The sequence below is a fragment of the Paenibacillus terrisolis genome, assembly GCF_056171975.1.
Genome location: NZ_JBKFGG010000017.1, coordinates 1 through 18,314, shown reverse-complemented (window position 1 = coordinate 18,314; position 18,314 = coordinate 1). Strand labels below are relative to the sequence as shown.

The following is an 18,314-nucleotide window of genomic DNA, read 5'->3' as shown; positions in this document are numbered from 1 at the left end:
TTTTCTACAATTAGGAGTAGACACTACTAAAGAAATGAGGGAGACAGATGGGGGAAACGGCTTTTTCGCCGGGCAGCATGCAGGAAGAACCGGAAATGATGACACCAACCCGAAAGAATCTGCGGCGGGGCTCGAACTGGAAAAAATACATGATGGGGTATTTGTTTCTTGTTCCGGCCATCGCCATTTTTATTGTTTTTTTATGGGTTCCGATCATCAAAGGAATGGTATACAGCTTTTATAATATCGATTTCGTAAAGGGAAACACATTCGTCGGTTTCGATAACTACGTTGAAGTACTTAAGAATCCTGACGTTTTGCTCTCGCTGCGAAATACTTTGTATTATATGCTTTTGTGTCTGGTTATCGGGTTTTGGGTGCCGATCGCGGCTTCCATTGCCATTTCGGAATTAAAGTTCTTCCAGGGATTCGCGCGGATCGCGGCTTACCTGCCTTACGTCGTTCCGGGCATCGTGTTGTACGGACTGTGGAGATGGATGTACGATCCGGTCGGCCCGATCAACGCGGTGATCGGTTATTTTGGCGGCGACCCGGTTTCGTTCGTATCCGACGGCAGGTGGTCCATGCTGTCGCTGGTCGTCATGGAAACATGGCAGCAGTTTGGTTCAGCCATGCTGATTTATTTGGCCGGGGTACTTAGCATTCCGCGGGACTGGTACGAAGCGGCGGAAATCGACGGGGCGGGCGTATGGGCGCGGATCCGGTATATTACGCTGCCTTCGATGCGCAGTTTGATCGTGCTCATGCTGATCCTGCAGCTGATCGGGACCTCGCAGGCCTACCAATCCCAACTCGCCATGCTGGACGGCGGCCCGAACAAAGCGACGCTTACTTATGCTCTCTTGACGGTAAAATACGCGTTCACGCAGCTCGATTACGGAGCCGGCACCGCGCTGGGCGTGCTGATGTTTATCGTGCTCGGCGCCCTTGGCATCGTCCAATACAAGCTGAACAGGGAGGAATACTAGCATGAAAGAAAGAGGGATCTTGTCGCCTTCCGATTTGCGGAAGCCGTTTAATAAAGTGGTGTACGGATTTATGGTGCTGTGCATCGCGGTCATGGCTTTCACCATGCTGTATCCGATCGCGATGACGCTGTTTAACGGTTTGAAAAGCAATCCGGAGGTCAACTCGTTTCCGCCGCATTTTTTCCCGAAGGAATGGCATTGGGAGAACTTCTCCCGCGGCTGGGATTTCATCGATTTGCCTACGTATCTGAAAAATACGATGCTGATTTTCGTCGGCAATCTGATTATTACGATTTTGGTGCTGGGTCTTGCGGCCTTCAGCATTTCGCGAATTCGCGTTCCTTTTGGCAAGGGGATATATTTTTTCATTCTGATGACCTTGTTCATTCCGGCGTCCAGCTACATGATTCCGAACTTCGTCAACCTGAAGGAGCTTGGGCTGTTGAACTCCTATTGGGCTTTCTGGCTTCCGGCCGGAGCAAGCGCGTATTATTTCCTGCTTATTAAAAATTTCTTCGACGGCATCCACCCGGAGATTTTCGAAGCGGCCCGGATTGACGGAGCTTCGGAATGGACCAGCTACATTCGGATTGCGCTGCCGCTGTCGGTTCCGATTTTTGCGACGCTGGCCATCTTTATCTTCTCTTCGGCGTGGAACGATTGGTTCTGGCCGTCCCTGGTTATGCAGACCGAAGACAAGTACACGCTGGCAACGGCGATTTACAAATACGTCATCGCCGCCCGAAGCCTGGATACCAACGTTAAATTCACGATCCTGTTCATGGCGATGATTCCGCCGATCTTCGTATTCCTGGTCTTCCAGAAGTTCATCATGCGCAGTGTCAGCCTGTCCGCAGTCAAAGGATAGCGTTTAGAGGTTGTTCAAAAAGTCATCTTCCCATAACGAAGCAGTACATGAAGTAGATTCGACGTCGAAGCTTGAATTCATCCGGGCCTTCCGTTGCTCACGTAGGTCTGCCTATGTTCCGCTACTCAGTCCCTAGCTTCATCCAAGCTTCTCGGTCCTGTAAACCTGACTTTTTGAACACGTAATATGACTATCGTAGGCCTGCACATGAAAGGAATACGATTACACATCGTTTGCTAAAAAATTCTCTTTTATGATGATTATGTAAGATACAACAACATTTTACGAAAAGGGGAGTTTCAATGCGCAAGTTTACAACAATTCTGTTGTGCCTGATGTTGTTCGGTACACTGCTTTCGGCATGCGGCGGAGGCAAGAACAATGCGGAAAACACGAGCAATAACGGAGCCGTTACCAATAGCGGTAACAGCGGCAATAGCGGAAACACCACTCAATCCTCCGGAGAAGCGGACGATATCACGCAGCGGAAAGTAACGCTTAAGCTTCACTATCCGTTGCCGGACGAAACGACGCTGCGCAAGCAGGAAGACGATAAAATCGCCCGGTTCCAAGCAAAATATCCAAACGTTACGATTATCAAAGACGACTGGGATTATGACGTGAACGAGATTGGCGCGAAAATGGCTTCCAACGAAGCGCCGACGTTCTTCAATACTTGGGCTACCGAAGCACAAATGCTTGTTGAGCGCGGATGGGTTGCCGATATCACGGATTTGTGGAATAACTGGGAGTACAAAGATCAAATCAACCCGGTTCTCCAGAACCAATTTATCGTTGACGGCAAAGTGTACGGGATAACGCAAAACGGTTATGTAACTTCGACCGTTATCAACAAAAAACTGCTTACCGACAAAGGTGTAGCCATACCGGCACTGGATTGGACTTGGGACGACATGTACAATACGGCCAAAGGAGCAGCCGATCCGAAGAAAGGGATCTCCGGGATCGCTCCAATGGGTAAAGGCAACGAAGCAGGCTGGAACTGGACCAACTTCCTGTTTGAAGCCGGCGGCGACATCCAAAGCAATGAAGGCGGCAAGTTGACGGCTACCTTCAACTCCGATGCCGGGGTTAAAGCGCTTGACTTCTACAAAAAATTAAGATGGGATGCTAATGCCATTCCGCAAGACTGGGCGCTGGGCTGGGGCGACGCCATCAGCTCCTTCAAACAAGGCCGGACGGCCATGGTTGTTGCCGGTGCGTTTGACGTCATCAACGCGGCTCTGAACGAAGGCGGAATGAAACCGGAGGATGTCGTTGCATATCCGATGCCTGCGGCTGAACAAGGCGGCAAACACTACGGTATCCTGGGCGGCAACTATCTCGTTATCAATCCGAACGCTACGAAAGATGAACAAGAAATGGCGTTCCGCTATATTACATTTGACTACTTCACCGATGATGCTTTGAAATCCGTGGAAGATACGATCAAAGCCCGTAAAGCCGAAGGCAAATACTTTGTTCCGACGCCTCTGGAATACTTCAGCGACGATTCGGAATATGCATCGAAAGTAAAAGCCATTTACGACAAGTACGACAACGTGTACAAATACGATCCGCAGCTGTTCAGCCTGCTGGAAGGCAAGCCGGAAGCTCAGTTCGGTACGCAAGACTACTATGCGACAATGTCCAACGTTGTTCAGGAATCCTTCTCCAAGAAAGGCACCGATTCCAAGAAACAATTGGATGTAGCCGCGCAATATGTACAAGAAAACTACTTTGACAAGGCTCCGAAGAACTAAGGAGCGTTTCTAAGAAAAGCAGCCGGCCCGAAGCACGGGCCGGCTGCTTTTTTATATTGCCGGGACAGGTCATCCAAGAGCCTATTAAGCTGAGAACCTACCGTCGTCATTTGGTCAGGCTTTGAAATCATCGCCCCGGGAATGCTCTTGATCGCGGGATTGCCGGCCGAGCAAATATCCGATCAGAGACGCCATCATTTGCTGGAACACCATGCCCAGCACGACGGGAAACGCAACCGGGGCCGGAAAGTACGTGACAGCCAGCACGGCGCCCGCACTGATGTTGCGCATGCCGCCGTTAAACACAAGCGCAACTTTATCGGCATCGTTTAGCCGAGTCAGTCTCGCGAAGCCGAAGCACAGCAGATAACCGATTGAAGCCAGCGCGATTATAACGGCGGCCACTTCAGCCAGCCGCAAATTGAAATTCGTAAGGTACGGCGCAACGACCGAGCCGTTAATGGACACAACGGCGGCCATGGCCAGTTTGGAGAACGGATTTAACTTCGGGCCCCATCTGGGTACGATCGCTCCCCGGGTCCAGGCGTTTAATGCCATTCCGATCAGAGACGGGACGACGATCATCCAGAACAGGCTTCCCATCATGGACGCCGCGTCGAGCTTCACGCTTGTGCCGATAAGCAGCGAGAGGACGCCGGGCACGACAAAGGGCGCAAGCATCGTATCGATCAGGATGATCGACAGCGTCAGCGCGATATTCCCTTTATAGATGCTGACCCAGACGAAGCTGCTTACGCCCGTGGGAATGACGGCGGCCAGAATGAGTCCGGTCAGCGTGTATGCGTCCCCGGGGAAGGCAAGCTTTCCGGCGGAGAGGGCAATCACCGGCATCGCCAGGTGCAGGATGAACAGGCAGGTGATCAAAGGAACCGGCTTCTTGAGCACGTTCAAAAAATCCTTGAATCCGAGGCTGATGCTTCCGGCGAAGGTCATGAAAGCGAACAGCCACGGCGACAAATAGGTAAATCCGGACAGGCGGCTGCCGCATAATACACCGATCAAGAAGCTGGTCGGGGTAATCAGAGGCATCATTTTGTTCAACCGCCGATTTAAGGATTGCAGCATACTTAAGATACTTCCTTTACGTTCAGCTTCTTGTAGTATAGACCGCATCGCCGGAATCGTAAATGGACAGGAAACAAAAGAAAACCACCAATTTCCCAATACTTCGGGAATTGGTGGTTTGGCCGCTCTATGAGTTAAATTATTTCGCAATTTCCTTAAACGAAGCCTCGGCGGCTTCCAGCGTGAAGTCGATGTCTTCGTCCGTATGAGCCGTCGTCAGGAACCAGGCTTCGTATTTCGACGGAGCGAGATTGACGCCGCGGTTCAGCATGGCGCGGAAGAAGGCGGCAAATACTTCGCCGTCGGTTTCCTGCGCTTCCGTGTAGTTCGTGACCGGATGATCGCAGAAGTGGGTGGAGAACGATCCGCGGATGCGGTTGATGGTCAACGGCACGCCGTGGCGGGAGGCCGATTCGGCCAGTCCGTCGGTCAGCTTCACCGCAAGACGGTTCATCTCTTCGTAGACATGGGCATCCTGCAGCACTTCCAGGCAGGCGATCCCCGCGGAAATGGAGGCCGGGTTGCCGGCCATCGTTCCGGCTTGATAAGCCGGGCCCAGCGGAGCCACCTGCTCCATGATTTCCTTGCTGCCGCCGTAAGCGCCGATCGGCAGGCCGCCGCCGATGATTTTGCCGAGCGCGGTCAGATCGGGCCGGATCGCTTCGTGATTGTCCAGCCCGGCGTACGTTTGCGCCGAACCGTAGTGGAAGCGAAAGGCCGTAATGACCTCGTCATAGATGACGAGGGCGCCGTACTGCCGAGCCAGCCGGCAGAGATCTTCAAGGAAGCCCGGCTTCGGCATCACCATGCCGAAGTTGCCGACGATCGGCTCGACCATGACGGCGGCGACGTCGTCGCCCCACTTGTCCAGCGCTTCCTTCAGCGCCGCGGCATCGTTAAACGGCACGGTGATGACTTCGTGCGCGATGCTCGTCGGAATTCCGGCGCTGTCGGGAATACCCAGCGTGGACGGGCCGGAACCGGCCGCGACCAGCACAAGGTCGGAGTGGCCATGGTAGCACCCGGCGAACTTAATGATTTTGTTTCGTTTCGTATAAGCGCGGGCCACGCGGATCGTCGTCATGACGGCTTCCGTGCCGGAGTTGACGAAGCGGACTTTATCCATGGAAGGAATCGCTTCCTTCAGCAGGACGGCAAGCTGGATTTCGAGCTCGGTTGGCGTGCCGTACAGCGTACCGTTTGCCGCCGCTTTTTGAATCGCTTTAGTGACATGCGGATGGGCATGTCCGGTAATGATCGGACCGTAAGCCGCCAAATAATCGACGTAGCGGTTGCCGTCAACGTCCCAGAAATACGCGCCTTCCGCTTTTTTCATGAAAACGGGCGCCCCGCCGCCCACCGCTTTGAATGAGCGGGAGGGGCTGTTGACGCCGCCAACGATATGCTGGAGAGCTTCCTCGTACAATAATTCGGATTTCTTACGTTTCATGAATCATAACTCCCTTTCGATAATTAAGGTTCGGGACTAGCCTCTTTCCGAAAACCAATGGTTTTGGGCTCTTTCCGGGTCATGGCCCGGAAGAACCGTTCCCGTCGTTTCCGGTCGTCCCCGAGCCGTCATTATCGCCGCCGGATGCGTTTCCGGCATTTCCGCTATCGTTAGAAGAGTTCTGGCCGTTTTCATCGGTACCGGTCTCTTCGGTCTTGTTGAACACATCCTGTACGTATTGCTTCAATTCTTCATCGCTCTTGACGCCAAGCACGGAGGAACCGCCGATCGTTTCTTCCTTGAGCAGCTCCATCGGCGGAATCTGTTCGCTTGCGGTCATTTGGCTGTCATAGCCTACGGTGGCTAGCTTCCACATATCCTGCACAGACAGATTCGTATCGATGTACGGATTCACCTTATCCAAAATCGAAGGCAGCTTCATGATCGAAGTGGTCGATTTCAGCTTGTCGGCCACGGCCTTCAGGAAGTTGCGCTGGCGTTCCGTCCGGGAATAGTCGGACAGCGCGTCGTGGCGGAACCGTACGTACTGCAGCGCGGTTTTGCCGTCCAGGTGCTGCTGTCCTTTTTTCAAATCGATGTCGTATTGGTGATCGTCGGCGTTGCTGGTGTAATGCATGTCTTTTTCAACGTAAAAATCAACGCCGCCCACCGCGTCAACCAGCTCGATGAAGCCCTGGAAGTCGGTATACACATAGTATTGGATCGGGATGCCCAGCAGGTCGGAAACCGCCTGCATCGCGACGTTGGGACCGTGGGTGATCGCCGTGTTGATGCGATCTTCGCCATGCTCCGGAATTTTCGTGTACGTATCGCGCATGATGGAGAAGAGGTAAGCTTTTTTGGTCACGGGGTCGATAGAGGCGACCAGCATCGTGTCCGAGCGCGGGACTTCCCCTTTCTTCAAACCGCGGGCATCGACGCCCATCAGCAGAATGTTAACCCGCTCTTTGCCCTCCCATTTAGGAGGCTCCTCCACTTTCGTCTCGGTAGGCTGAACATTATAAAAGGGAGAGGCTTCTCCCGATTTTTGAAAATTATCAACCTGGTTATAGATGGAGATGAAGTAATAGGCCACTACGGCGGCAATTGCGACCACGACTCCGACGACGGACCAAAGGATCGCTCGTTTTGTGCGTTTCGTCATTAGGTTCGTTCCTTTCAGAAAAAGCGATAAATTCGGTTATTATATAGATATACTACACATCATTACATTATAATTTCTTTTGTAAACACAATCAATTTTCGATTTTACGAGAAGTTAATATAGGAGGTAATATTCCATGGCAGAACAGCTAGTTCAGGTCGGACAACCCGTCCCTGATTTTACGCTCCCCGCAAGCGGCGGGGGGGAGATAGCGCTTCATGATTTACGGGGGCACAGGGTAGTAATTTATTTTTACCCGAAGGATATGACGCCCGCCTGCACTCAGGAAGCTTGCGATTTCCGCGACTTAAACGGAGAAATGGCTAAATACGGCGCATCAGTAATCGGCATCAGCGGCGATCCGGTTTCCGCCCACGACCGGTTTACGGAGAAAAAGGGGCTGACGTTTCCGCTCCTGTCTGACGCGGATCATGAAGTCAGCCGCTTGTTTGGCGTCTGGCAGCTTAAGAAGCTGTATGGACGAGAATACGAAGGCATCGTTCGCTCCACGTTCCTGATCGATGAAGAGGGAAAGCTGCGGAAGGAATGGCGCGGGGTGAAGGTAAAGGGACATGTGGAGGCGGTCCTGGAGGCGGTCAAAGCCCTCGGTTAAGCGAAGATCGTTACGTTATAGGCAGCTATTTTTTCGGTGGTCTAAAGATCGCCGCCTTATTGCCCGGGAGGACAAGAAAGGCGGACGATCTTTTTGCGTTTCTCGAGTCTATTTTCTTTTCTAGCTTCATACAATCTACCAGAAAGCAAAATGATTCATATAAACGGATGTATCTAGCTGCGGAGGTAGAAAAGAAGATGAAGAGAAAATGGATTCAAGGTTACGCCACGGTTCGGATTGTTTCATTATTCATTGCGCTGATCGTGTTGATCAGCTTTCCGTTTGGCATACGGCAGATTATTTTGCCCGAAGTATCCGCGCATGTTCCCGAAGAGCCTTTGGCCGGCGTCCCGAAAACCGGCGAAACGGTATCCTCCCAAGCGGCATCAAATACGGCTTCCTTGTTGTCTGCCGCCCCTGCCGAACCGGCATCGGTGAAATCAACGGCAGTCAAACCTGCAGCGTCTGCTTCGTCGGCTCCCGCTTCCGGGAAGAAGCCGGATGTTTCGGGCAAGATCGTCTATCTAACGTTCGACGACGGACCCAGTAAACTAACCGATCAGGTGCTTGATATATTAAAGAGAGAGCAGGTAACCGCGACTTTTTTTGTAGTAGGGGAGCATGCCAAACAGTCTCCGGAAGTGATCCGGCGGATCGCGGAGGCCGGACATGCCATCGGCAATCATTCCTATAATCATGAGTATGACCAGTTATACGACCGCTTTGACCATTTTTGGAATCAGATCAAAAGCACGGAAGAAGTGCTGAGGGAAATTACCGGAACCCGCACTCCGCTTGTGCGCGCTCCCGGGGGAACGTACGGCCATTTTGACGAGACCTACTTCAAACTGCTGGAACGGGCGGGGTATGAGGTGTTCGACTGGAACATCGACAGCGGCGACTCGAAACGTAAAAATGTGCCGGCTTCCGAAATCATCGGCAACGTGACTTCCGCCAAGCAAAGCAACCAGGTTGTGCTGCTGATGCATGACGGCACGGGCCATTCCGAGACGGTGAAGGCTCTTCCTGAGATCATCCGGTTCTACAAGCAAAAAGGCTACGAGTTTCGCTCATTGTCGCCCGATCAGCCGCCCGTTCAATTCAGACTTGATCCGGCTGAGAAAAAGACATCCAGACCGGCCCCGTCGTTAGCTTGGGTGGAAGCGAACATCACTCCAAACGCAGCCCTATTTGGCCCCGGCGAGCCGCTGTTCGTGGAAGCCGGCGGCGTTCAGACCAAGCTTGCGGCCGGGGAATACGAAATGCGGGACGGGCAATACATGGTGCCGCTGCGGATGACGATGGAGCGTCTCGGCGCTGAAGTAGGGTGGAATGGAGAAGATCAAACCGCCGTCATCATTTGGGGAAACTGCCGGGTCACCGTGTCTGATGAACAGGGAACCGTTACGGTCACCGCTGATCTTCAGGACGGAACCGAATGGGAGTATCCGGAGTATCCCGCTGTTTTCGAACGCAGAAACCAGTCGCTATGGATCCCCCTGCGGACACTGCTGGAGTCGACGGGTCATCCGGTCATCACGGTGACCTCGGAGGGCGGGGAACGCCGGGTAAAAGCGAGCTGACGTCAGGCTTTTCAATATATTTATTCTCTCTTTCATGTCTATTTCCGCTAGTTTCTGGAGAAAATGCTAGATAGATTAGCTATTTTTTCTCTGGGAATGGAGGAAACGCAATGAATCAGGATCAAGCGCATGATCTGCTCGAGAGACTTGTCAGCCGCGTGGATCGTGTAATTGTCGGAAAAAGAAAAGAAATCGAGCTGTCGGTTGTTTCGATGCTGTACGGAGGCCATGTATTACTGGAGGACGTACCCGGCGTCGGGAAAACTATGCTCGTTCGCACTTTGGCTGCCTGCCTGGGAGGTTCCTTTGGCCGAATTCAGTTCACTTCGGATTTAATGCCGTCCGACGTGACCGGGGTTACGGTCTACCACCCGCAGAGCGGCCATTTTGAGTTTCGCCCCGGCCCGGTGTTTGCCAATATCGTGCTCGCCGATGAGATTAACCGGGCTGCACCCCGTACGCAATCGGCGCTGCTTGAGGCGATGGAGGAGCGGAAGGTCACGGTCGACGGGGAATCCCGGGCACTGCCGCGGCCGTTCCTGCTGCTTGCGACGCAAAATCCTTTGGAGTACGAAGGCACCTATCGTCTTCCCGAGGCGCAGCTTGACCGGTTCTTGATGCGGCTGACGCTGGGGTATCCGCAGCCGGAGCAGGAGGTCGAGATGCTGGAACGCCTGCGGGAGCAGCCTTCGCTTTCGGAAGTGAAACCGGTGCTCATGCCTGAAGAAATCCAGGCGATGCAGCGCCAGGTCAGAAACGTGATGGTCGACGATACCATCAAGCGGTATTTGGTATCGGTAGCCGATAATTCAAGGCGGCATCCCCAAATTGCGCTTGGCATCAGCCCGCGGGGTACGCTTGCCTGGATGGGGGCTTCCCAAGCCATGGCCTATTTCAAGGGGAGGACTTTTACCACGCCCGACGATGTCAAGGCAGTTGCGGAAGCGGTGTTGTCCCACCGGCTCGTACTGAAAACCGAAGCAAAGCTCGGGGGGATGAGCGGTGCCGCGGTCGTAGCGGACCTGCTAAACCGGGCTGTGGTGCCGGTATTTACCCGCGCTTCGGGGGCCTCGTCATGAAAAGCGTGGCGTGGAGCTGGGTGCTGGCGATTGCCGCGGAGGGACTTTTTGCCGCGTGGTATTTTTGGCGAGGCGGGACTTCATCCTTTTTTCTGGCGCTGCTTATGCTGCTTATCATGCTTCAGGGATTTCTGTTTCAGGCGTTCGGGCCTCGAAAAATACGGGTCGAGCGCACCTGGGACTCCGTTTTTCCGGTTGCGGGCAAACCCTTAGGCGTGACCCTTACGATAACCTGCAAGGGAGGAATTTCGCCGTTATGGCTGAAGGTACAGGACGAACTTGCTTATTCCGCCAGGGATGTCTCCGGAGATCATTCCGGCGTCAAAATCGGGGGATTGATTTTCTCCGGCATGAAAAGAAATTTTACAGGAACCTACTATATAAAGGAAATCAATCGCGGCGTATATGATAATGAGGCCGTGCGCTTAACCTGGGGAGACCCCTTCGGATGGTTTAAGAGGAGTTCCCGGATCATAGCTTCGGGACCGGTAGTTTTTCCGGCGCCGCTGGCCGAATTGCCGTCCGATCCGGACAGATGGAGGCTGCGGGATTCCGAGGAGCCGACGGGGGCGGATGACCGGCCGGCAGCGGTCGCGAACGATTCCGTTTCTTTCGGCAGGTTAAGGGCTTACGAAGCGGGAGATCCGCTGAGGCGAATCCATTGGAAAAGCTCGGCGAAGCAGGGGACGCTGCTCACGCGAGTTCCGGAGGAAAGAAAGGAGAACGGCCGGTTTCTGCTGCTTGATACGGAATTAGCTGCTTATACGGGACGCAGCGCTGGGTTTGCGAGCGGAGCAGCTTCCTATTTAGCGCTTTCCGCTTCGGGGGAAGACGCGTTCGAGCTGGCGGTTTCCGCTGCCGCTTCATGGTTGCGCCGGGAAGCCGAACAAGCGGGCGAACTGCGCTTTAGCCATGGTGAACTGAAAGGGCAGGAATTCATCTCCATCTCGGGACATCAAGGTCTTTATGACGGTCTGGAGCAATTGGCGGCTGTCCGGGAAGGTAAGGGAATCGGCGCCGAAAACCTGATTAAGCTGGTTCGATCATCATCCGGAGTATCACCAGGCACGCGCTTGACGCTGATTACCGGACGGTTAACGCCGGATTTGGCGGGGCATGTCCTGCGGCTTGCGGAAACCGGAATCCTTTCGGAGATTTGGTGCGCCCGAGCCGGCGCCGAAGAAGACGGTGTGGCTTCCGATGCGGGAACAATGACGGCTATGCTGTGGGAACGGGGAATAAGAGTGGTGAACCTTTCCACGGCGATTAAGGAGCAACTTGGAAAGGAGGGGGCTGGTTATGTCAGCGCCTAATCTGGGCACCGAAGGATCCGTGCGATCTGCGGAGGTTTTTTCCGAGCTTCGTTCCACTGATCTCGAACCCCAAAGAGTAGCCGCAACGTCTGCCGGTATGCGGATTATTTTGTCGCTGCTGCTGTTCGGTTTGTTTGCGGAGTGGCTTTATCCGTTGTATTCTTTTGCCGCTGAGGGACAAACGAAGATGATCGGGCTTTTTTTCGTGCTGACGGGGTGTTTGCTGCTCGTTGGCTGTTTCCGGTTGCCTGCTGGAATTGTAACTCCTATTGTTGTTTTGATGATCGCCGGCTCGATGTATTATTTTTTTGCACAGCAGACGGGTTTGTCTTGGTTCGGCGGGTATATGCAACTGCTGGGCTCCGATTTGTCGGGGCTGGCCGATACGGGAATGCTGTCCGGGCTAAGCACCGAATCCAGGATGCTCCTGCTGCTCGTCGGTTGGACGCTGCTTGTCGTTTCAGTGCAAATGCTGGCGTTTGGCAAACATGGCATCCTGCTTTTTTTTGCGGCAACGCTTGTGTATTTGGTTGTCCTGGAAACTGCGGGAGGAGTCGATTTGTATCTTGGTATCGCCCGTTCGGCGGGTTTGGGCCTGCTCCTGCAGGTACTTATTCTAAATAAGTCCGAATCCCGCAATGGGTATAGTCTGACTTCATTCGTCGGGGGGGCCGTGGCTCTTGCTTGCGTATTGGGCGCCGCGGGTCTGAGTTCCGTGCTTCCGGTTCAGCAGGCGCGTCCGGTTTCTTGGGAGCAGATCTCCGAAGCGCTGACCGAGTGGAGCGGTCATGTTTTTTCCGAGGAGCCCGAAACCTCCCCGGCCTTTAGCGTCTCGGGGTACAGCCAGGATGATACGCAGCTTGGAGCGCCGCTTCGCCTTCGGCATGATCCTTATTTCACGGCGATTTCTCCGCGGCGGACGTATTTCCGTGGCGAGAGCAAAAGCGTGTATACAGGGAGCGGCTGGACGAATCCTCCCGAATCGGAGGGCGTAAGAGGGGATTCGGAAGATACCGCTTCTCTGGGAGAGATCAAACAGACGCTCATTTTCAATGAACCGCTGACGGGGAAAGTGACACTCCTTTCCGGCGGCATTCCTTTAGAAACCGGCAAAATTTATGCGGGCAACCGGGATGAGCAGGTCAAGCCGAAGCCTCGCTTCGACACGGCTGCCGACGCGTTTGTCATCGACCGTGCCACAGCGTCGCAGCAGGTTTTCGGATATGAATTGACGTCCGCTCTGCAAGCGGCGCCCGGATTATCTTTGCGGAATAACGAAGGGGAAGACCCGGCGGAAATTACAGAGCGTTATCTTCAGCTCCCGGGTACGCTGCCCGATCGGGTAAGCGAGCTCGGCAAGCAGCTTGTTGGCGGAAAAAACACCCGGTACGATGCGGTGGTGGCCGTAATGGATTATCTGAAAAGCCATTATACCTACAGCCTGGAATCGAAATATCCGCCGCCAGGGGCCGATTTCGTGGACCGGTTTCTGTTCGTGGACCGGATGGGGTACTGCGATCATTTCTCCACGGCCATGGCCGTTTTGCTTCGCAGCGGCGGGATACCGGCCCGCTGGGTTAAAGGCTTTACGCCCGGGGGTTCAAATGCGGAAGGGAGCGCAAGCGGGGACGGCCTGCAGCATTACACTGTGACTTACGCCGATGCCCATGCCTGGGTCGAGGTTTATTTTCCGGAGACGGGTTGGGTTCCGTTTGATCCTACCCCTGGTTTTGGCGCGGCGCTTTCCTTGAACGAAAACGCCGTACCCCGGGATGCAACCGGAGCGGGTTTTGATTTTACCAAGTTTCGTGGCGCTTTGGATGTTTTGAAACAGATCAATTCCCAAGCGGTGCGGATCGTTTCGGATTGGTGGGATGTCTTGCGTTCGAGGCCGTTTTTGGCAGTTTCGATTTTGCTCGGCGCAGGATTTGCTGCAATGATTAGCCGGGAGATTGCACGAAATGGAAATTTAATCGGGCTATGGCTGTTTTTGAACCGCCGTCGGCGGAATTTCCCCGGATCATCCGAATTGCTGGCAGCTGCCGACCGGGTATGGCGGGAGCTTTATTTGAACCATGGCCCCAAACCGGCGGCTATGACGGCAAGAGAATATTTGTCGATCGTAAAGAAGAATGACCCTGGAATATCCAAGACTTTGGAAGAGTTTATCCGCACTTGGGAAGTTCTCTATTACGGAGGTTTGCGGCCGGACCGGAAAGAGAGCGTTCATTTCCTGAATAAATGCCGGAATTTGGCGTTGCGGAGCCGCTAGAGTCTAAGGATGGACTTCCTTGACGACCCCTTATGTCGTTCGTATAATTAGTGTCAGTAATTGAGGGAGGCCAGGTATGAATAAGCCAAATGAAATGATTGTGGTTCTGGATTTTGGAGGACAATACAATCAACTGATTGCAAGAAGAATTCGCGATTTGGGCGTCTACAGCGAATTGCTGCCCTACAATACCCCGGTTGAGCGGCTGAAGGCTTTAGCTCCTAAGGGGATTGTGTTCTCCGGCGGACCTTCCAGCGTATATGCTGAAAATGCGCCGCATATCGATCCGGCCGTTTATGATATCGGCGTGCCGATTTTCGGCATTTGCTACGGCATGCAGCTGATGGCCCATCAGCTTGGCGGTAAAGTGGAACGTGCGGAAAAACGCGAGTACGGTAAAGCCGATGTTGATTTTGCCGAACATTCGGCATTGACCAAAGGTTTGGATGCAAAGCAAACGGTATGGATGAGCCACGGGGATCACGTTACTGAGCTGCCCGACGGATTTGTCGTTGACGCATCGACGGCTCATGCTCCGATCGCGGGTTTTGCGAATTTGGCGCGTCAAATGTACGGCGTGCAGTTCCATCCTGAAGTGCGCCATTCCGTTCACGGGAACGAAATGATCCGCAACTTCCTGTATGAAGTTTGCGATTGCGAAGGCAACTGGAGCATGGAGACGTTTATCGAGGACACGGTTCGGGATATCCGCGCTCAAGTTGGCGACAATAAAGTGCTGTGCGCGCTGAGCGGCGGTGTGGATTCCTCGGTCGTGGCCATGCTGATTCACAAGGCCATCGGCGATCAGTTAACCTGCATGTTCATCGACCATGGCTTGCTGCGTAAAGGCGAAGCCGAAAGCGTTATGGAGACGTTCGTAGGCAAATTCGATATGAAGGTTATTAAAATCGATGCGAGCGAACGCTTCGTGTCCAAATTGGCGGGCGTTGACGATCCCGAACAAAAGCGGAAAATCATCGGCAACGAGTTTATTTATGTGTTTGATGAAGAATCCGCCAAATTTGACAACTTCAAATTCCTGGCGCAAGGCACACTGTATACGGACATTGTAGAAAGCGGCACCGCAACGGCGCAAACCATCAAATCCCACCATAACGTGGGCGGTTTGCCGGAAGACATTAAGTTTGAGCTGGTCGAACCGCTCAAAACCCTTTTCAAGGACGAGGTGCGTAAAGTCGGCGAAGAATGCGGCCTACCGAAAGAAATTGTCTGGAGACAACCTTTCCCGGGACCGGGCCTGGCCATTCGTGTTCTTGGTGAAGTTACGGATGACAAACTGAAGATTGTTCGGGATTCAGACTACATTTTGCGTGACGAAATCGCCAAAGCCGGACTGGATCGCGAAATCTGGCAGTATTTCACCGCTTTGCCGAACATGAAAAGCGTCGGCGTTATGGGCGATGAACGCACTTATTCCTATACGGTCGGCATTCGCGCCGTTACCTCGATCGACGGGATGACCGCCGACTGGGCCCGCATTCCATGGGATGTGCTCGAGAAAATTTCGGTGCGTATCGTCAACGAAGTGGAAAACGTAAACCGCGTGGTCTACGACATTACGTCGAAGCCGCCGGCTACGATCGAATGGGAGTAAAGAGCCCGGAATGGACCATTCGGGATTAATGCGATAGACTTAATAAATGAACCGCCAGATCAGCTGTAAGAGCTCTGGCGGTCTTTTTTTGCAAGAAAAGTGTCGAATAATAGCGGCTTATGTAGAGAATACTGAGGTGGATCAAGTAGTGATTTTTAGAAATTTATACAAATCGCGAACAATAACCGGGTATTTATTTCCGAATATTCGTTTTTTCTGTTGACAAACCTGACATCGGCGCCTAGAATAAGTCATGGGAAAAGTCCTCGTTGCAGGACTTGAACGGATATTCGACAAATCACAATTTCATCCTTTTCGTATAATTCCGGGAATTGGCCCGGAAGTCTCTACGAGGTCACCGTAAATGATCTGGCTACGAAGAGAAGAGGAACAAGCCACTGTTAGGAAATTTGCGTTTGCCGCCTTTTAGGGCGTCTTATGCTTTTTCCAGACCTCTTCTGGATAGACGGTACCCGGGGATCAATTTACCTCGGGCTTTTTGTCGTTTCCGACTCATAATAAGGGGGAGTAGTTTTACATGGATCGTTTTTTTAAGCTGAAACAGAACGGTACGACAGTGCGCACGGAAATAATGGCCGGTCTCACCACGTTTATGGCCATGGCGTACATCCTGACGGTCAACCCTAATACGCTTACGGCTTTCGGTCAGATCGACATGGGCTGGTACTCTGTTTTCTTGGCCACCGCGCTTGCCGCCGGTATTTTTACGATTGCCATGGGCTTGTTTATCAACTTTCCTGTTGCGCTTGCGCCAGGTATGGGTCTGAACGCTTACTTTGCTTCCGTTATTCTATCTTCGGCTACAACCGATCATGCTTTTACTTGGGAAATGGGCCTCACCGCCGTATTTATTTCCGGTCTGATTTTTATCGTTCTTACCTTAACTCGTGTTCGGCAAATGCTGCTTGACGCTATTCCGGATTCCTTGAAGCACGCTATTACTGTGGGGATCGGGTTGTTCATTACGATCATCGGCCTCAAAAACAGCGGCTTGATGACAATCGGCGTAGAAGCCGGAAAAGACATCGCCGCCAACCAGTTTACCGACGTGCTGGGGTTTGAAACAGTTATTCACCTCGGAAGCCTGGAGAGCACTGACGTTCAACTTGCTATCATCGGCCTGCTCTTGATCGGCGTTCTTATGGTGCTGAATGTTCGCGGCGCGATTTTGTTCGGGATTTTGGGCACGACGGTCATTGCTATGCTGATGGGCGTCGTTGATTTCGGCACTTTATCGAGTCCGCAAACGCCATGGGCTCCTGATTTCACGCAAATCAACTTCATGAAATTCGACTGGGCGGGCATCGTTCATACGGGGATTATTTCCGCCATTGCTACCTTTACCTTTGTTGAATTGTTCGATACGTTTGGCACCCTTGTGGGTACGGCTTCCCGCGCCGGAATTATGAAGAACCCTGAGGAAGGTAAAAAACGCGTCGGTAAAGCCATGATCGTTGACGCTCTTGCCGTAACCGGCGGCGCAATGCTTGGTACATCCACGACGACGGCTTATGTAGAGAGTGCGGCTGGTGTTGCTGAAGGCGGACGTACAGGTTTGACGGCCGTTACTACCGGCGTTTGCTTCCTGCTTGCATTGTTCCTGGCTCCGGTAGCTGCATTGATTCCTGGTTCTGCAACAGCGGCAGCTTTGATCGTGGTCGGCGTACTGATGGTGCAATCGGTTCGCGAAATCGACTTCCAAGACATGGTTGTTGCGATTCCGGCCTTCTTGACAATCGTAATGATGCCGTTCACCTACAACATCGCTAATGGTATTTCCTTCGGTATCGTGTTCTACGTTGTGCTTGCCAGCGCAGCTAATCTGGTGGGCAAGAAAAAATACAAGATCCACTGGTTAATGTGGATCCTGTTCGTACTGATCATTCTTCGTTATATTTTCCTGGGCAGCCAGGGTTAACCGGACAAACTTCTTTTCTTAATAAAGAAATGGTTCGCAGTCATTTATAAAGCCCGCAGCTTCCTTTTGATAGGAGCCTGCGGGCTTTTTTTGCAACCGGGTTGTATCAGCGCGGCCTATTAAAAAGAAAATTCTACTATAATATATGCATTCATAATACTTAGAAGTGTACTTCTCCCCTCTTAATTTCCATGTATTTCAATTTGCTTTTATTCTCCGGGCTTGGTATAGTATAAAAGTCGCCTCAAGGCGGCGGGGTTTCAATAAGATTGTAAAGAGATTTCGAAAAAAACTTCTTGCAATAATTGATGAAACCTGATATATTATAAGAGTTGCTGACGAAACGCAGCGACGAAGAAAAGCGAAGTTGATCTTTGAAAACTGAACAACGAGTGAGTATTAAAATGAGAAATTTATTTCTCGTCAGTTTCTAAATGAGCAAGACAAACACTTTCGATGGAACACCTCATACCTCCGGGTACGAGACTCCTTCCATCTTTATTGGAGAGTTTGATCCTGGCTCAGGACGAACGCTGGCGGCGTGCCTAATACATGCAAGTCGAGCGGAGTTATCCCTTC

13 protein-coding genes, 1 rRNA gene and 1 riboswitch are annotated in these 18,314 nt (G+C 52.6%); of the genes, 11 read left to right on the top strand and 3 right to left on the bottom strand.

Annotated elements, in window-relative coordinates:
* Nucleotides 1–95 precede the first annotated feature (95 nt).
* The 3 genes from ACI48K_RS15645 (at nt 96) to ACI48K_RS15635 (ending at nt 3,620) form a co-directional block, all read left to right on the top strand.
* Nucleotides 96–989: a carbohydrate ABC transporter permease gene (locus ACI48K_RS15645; protein ID WP_475028687.1), complete on the top strand. Its 894-nt coding sequence runs from the start codon at nt 96–98 to the stop codon at nt 987–989.
* Between the two features lies 1 nt (nt 990).
* Entirely contained in the window at nt 991–1,857 is an 867-nt protein-coding gene (locus ACI48K_RS15640) for a carbohydrate ABC transporter permease (RefSeq protein WP_475028547.1), read from the top strand.
* Nucleotides 1,858–2,159: 302 nt separating this feature from the next.
* Complete coding sequence (locus tag ACI48K_RS15635; protein WP_475028546.1) at nt 2,160–3,620, top strand: ABC transporter substrate-binding protein; 1,461 nt, start codon at nt 2,160–2,162, stop codon at nt 3,618–3,620.
* A 114-nt stretch (nt 3,621–3,734) separates the two neighbouring features.
* On the opposite strand, the gene ACI48K_RS15630 is transcribed toward ACI48K_RS15635, so the two are convergent.
* The 3 genes from ACI48K_RS15630 to ACI48K_RS15620 form a co-directional block, all read right to left on the bottom strand.
* Nucleotides 3,735–4,706 carry a bile acid:sodium symporter family protein gene (locus ACI48K_RS15630; RefSeq protein WP_475028545.1) on the bottom strand — a complete coding sequence of 324 codons (972 nt, stop codon included), beginning with the start codon at nt 4,704–4,706 and terminating at the stop codon, nt 3,735–3,737.
* Nucleotides 4,707–4,845: 139 nt separating this feature from the next.
* The gene (locus tag ACI48K_RS15625; RefSeq protein ID WP_475028544.1) at nt 4,846–6,156 is read right to left on the bottom strand and encodes a glutamate-1-semialdehyde 2,1-aminomutase; all 1,311 of its coding nucleotides are present in this window, start codon (nt 6,154–6,156) and stop codon (nt 4,846–4,848) included.
* Nucleotides 6,157–6,235: 79 nt separating this feature from the next.
* Nucleotides 6,236–7,321 carry an LCP family protein gene (locus ACI48K_RS15620; RefSeq protein ID WP_475028543.1) on the bottom strand — a complete coding sequence of 362 codons (1,086 nt, stop codon included), beginning with the start codon at nt 7,319–7,321 and terminating at the stop codon, nt 6,236–6,238.
* Between the two features lie 136 nt (nt 7,322–7,457).
* Here ACI48K_RS15620 and bcp point away from each other — a divergent pair, with 136 nt between their 5' ends.
* From bcp to ACI48K_RS15580, 8 genes are all read left to right on the top strand, one after another.
* Nucleotides 7,458–7,934, top strand: coding sequence for a thioredoxin-dependent thiol peroxidase (gene bcp / locus ACI48K_RS15615; RefSeq protein WP_475028542.1), 477 nt, complete (start codon nt 7,458–7,460; stop codon nt 7,932–7,934).
* A gap of 197 nt (nt 7,935–8,131) precedes the next feature.
* Nucleotides 8,132–9,517, top strand: coding sequence for a polysaccharide deacetylase family protein (locus ACI48K_RS15610; protein WP_475028541.1), 1,386 nt, complete (start codon nt 8,132–8,134; stop codon nt 9,515–9,517).
* Between the two features lie 110 nt (nt 9,518–9,627).
* Nucleotides 9,628–10,596, top strand: coding sequence for an AAA family ATPase (locus ACI48K_RS15605; protein WP_475028540.1), 969 nt, complete (start codon nt 9,628–9,630; stop codon nt 10,594–10,596).
* Nucleotides 10,593–11,909 (top strand): DUF58 domain-containing protein, encoded by a 1,317-nt coding sequence (locus tag ACI48K_RS15600; protein WP_475028539.1) that lies wholly within the window; start codon nt 10,593–10,595, stop codon nt 11,907–11,909. The genes ACI48K_RS15605 and ACI48K_RS15600 overlap by 4 nt, the downstream gene beginning before the upstream one ends.
* Complete coding sequence (locus ACI48K_RS15595) at nt 11,896–14,181, top strand: DUF4129 domain-containing transglutaminase family protein (RefSeq protein ID WP_475028538.1); 2,286 nt, start codon at nt 11,896–11,898, stop codon at nt 14,179–14,181. The genes ACI48K_RS15600 and ACI48K_RS15595 overlap by 14 nt, the downstream gene beginning before the upstream one ends.
* Before the next feature lie 76 nt (nt 14,182–14,257).
* Nucleotides 14,258–15,796, top strand: a complete 1,539-nt coding sequence (gene guaA, locus ACI48K_RS15590) for a glutamine-hydrolyzing GMP synthase (RefSeq protein ID WP_475028537.1) — start codon at nt 14,258–14,260, stop codon at nt 15,794–15,796.
* A gap of 295 nt (nt 15,797–16,091) precedes the next feature.
* A riboswitch (purine riboswitch) is annotated at nt 16,092–16,192 on the top strand.
* Nucleotides 16,193–16,334: 142 nt separating this feature from the next.
* A complete protein-coding gene (locus ACI48K_RS15585) occupies nt 16,335–17,735 on the top strand; it encodes an NCS2 family permease (RefSeq protein ID WP_475028536.1) in 1,401 nt (466 codons plus the stop codon).
* Between the two features lie 498 nt (nt 17,736–18,233).
* Nucleotides 18,234–18,314 (top strand): 16S ribosomal RNA (locus ACI48K_RS15580); the annotation flags it as partial.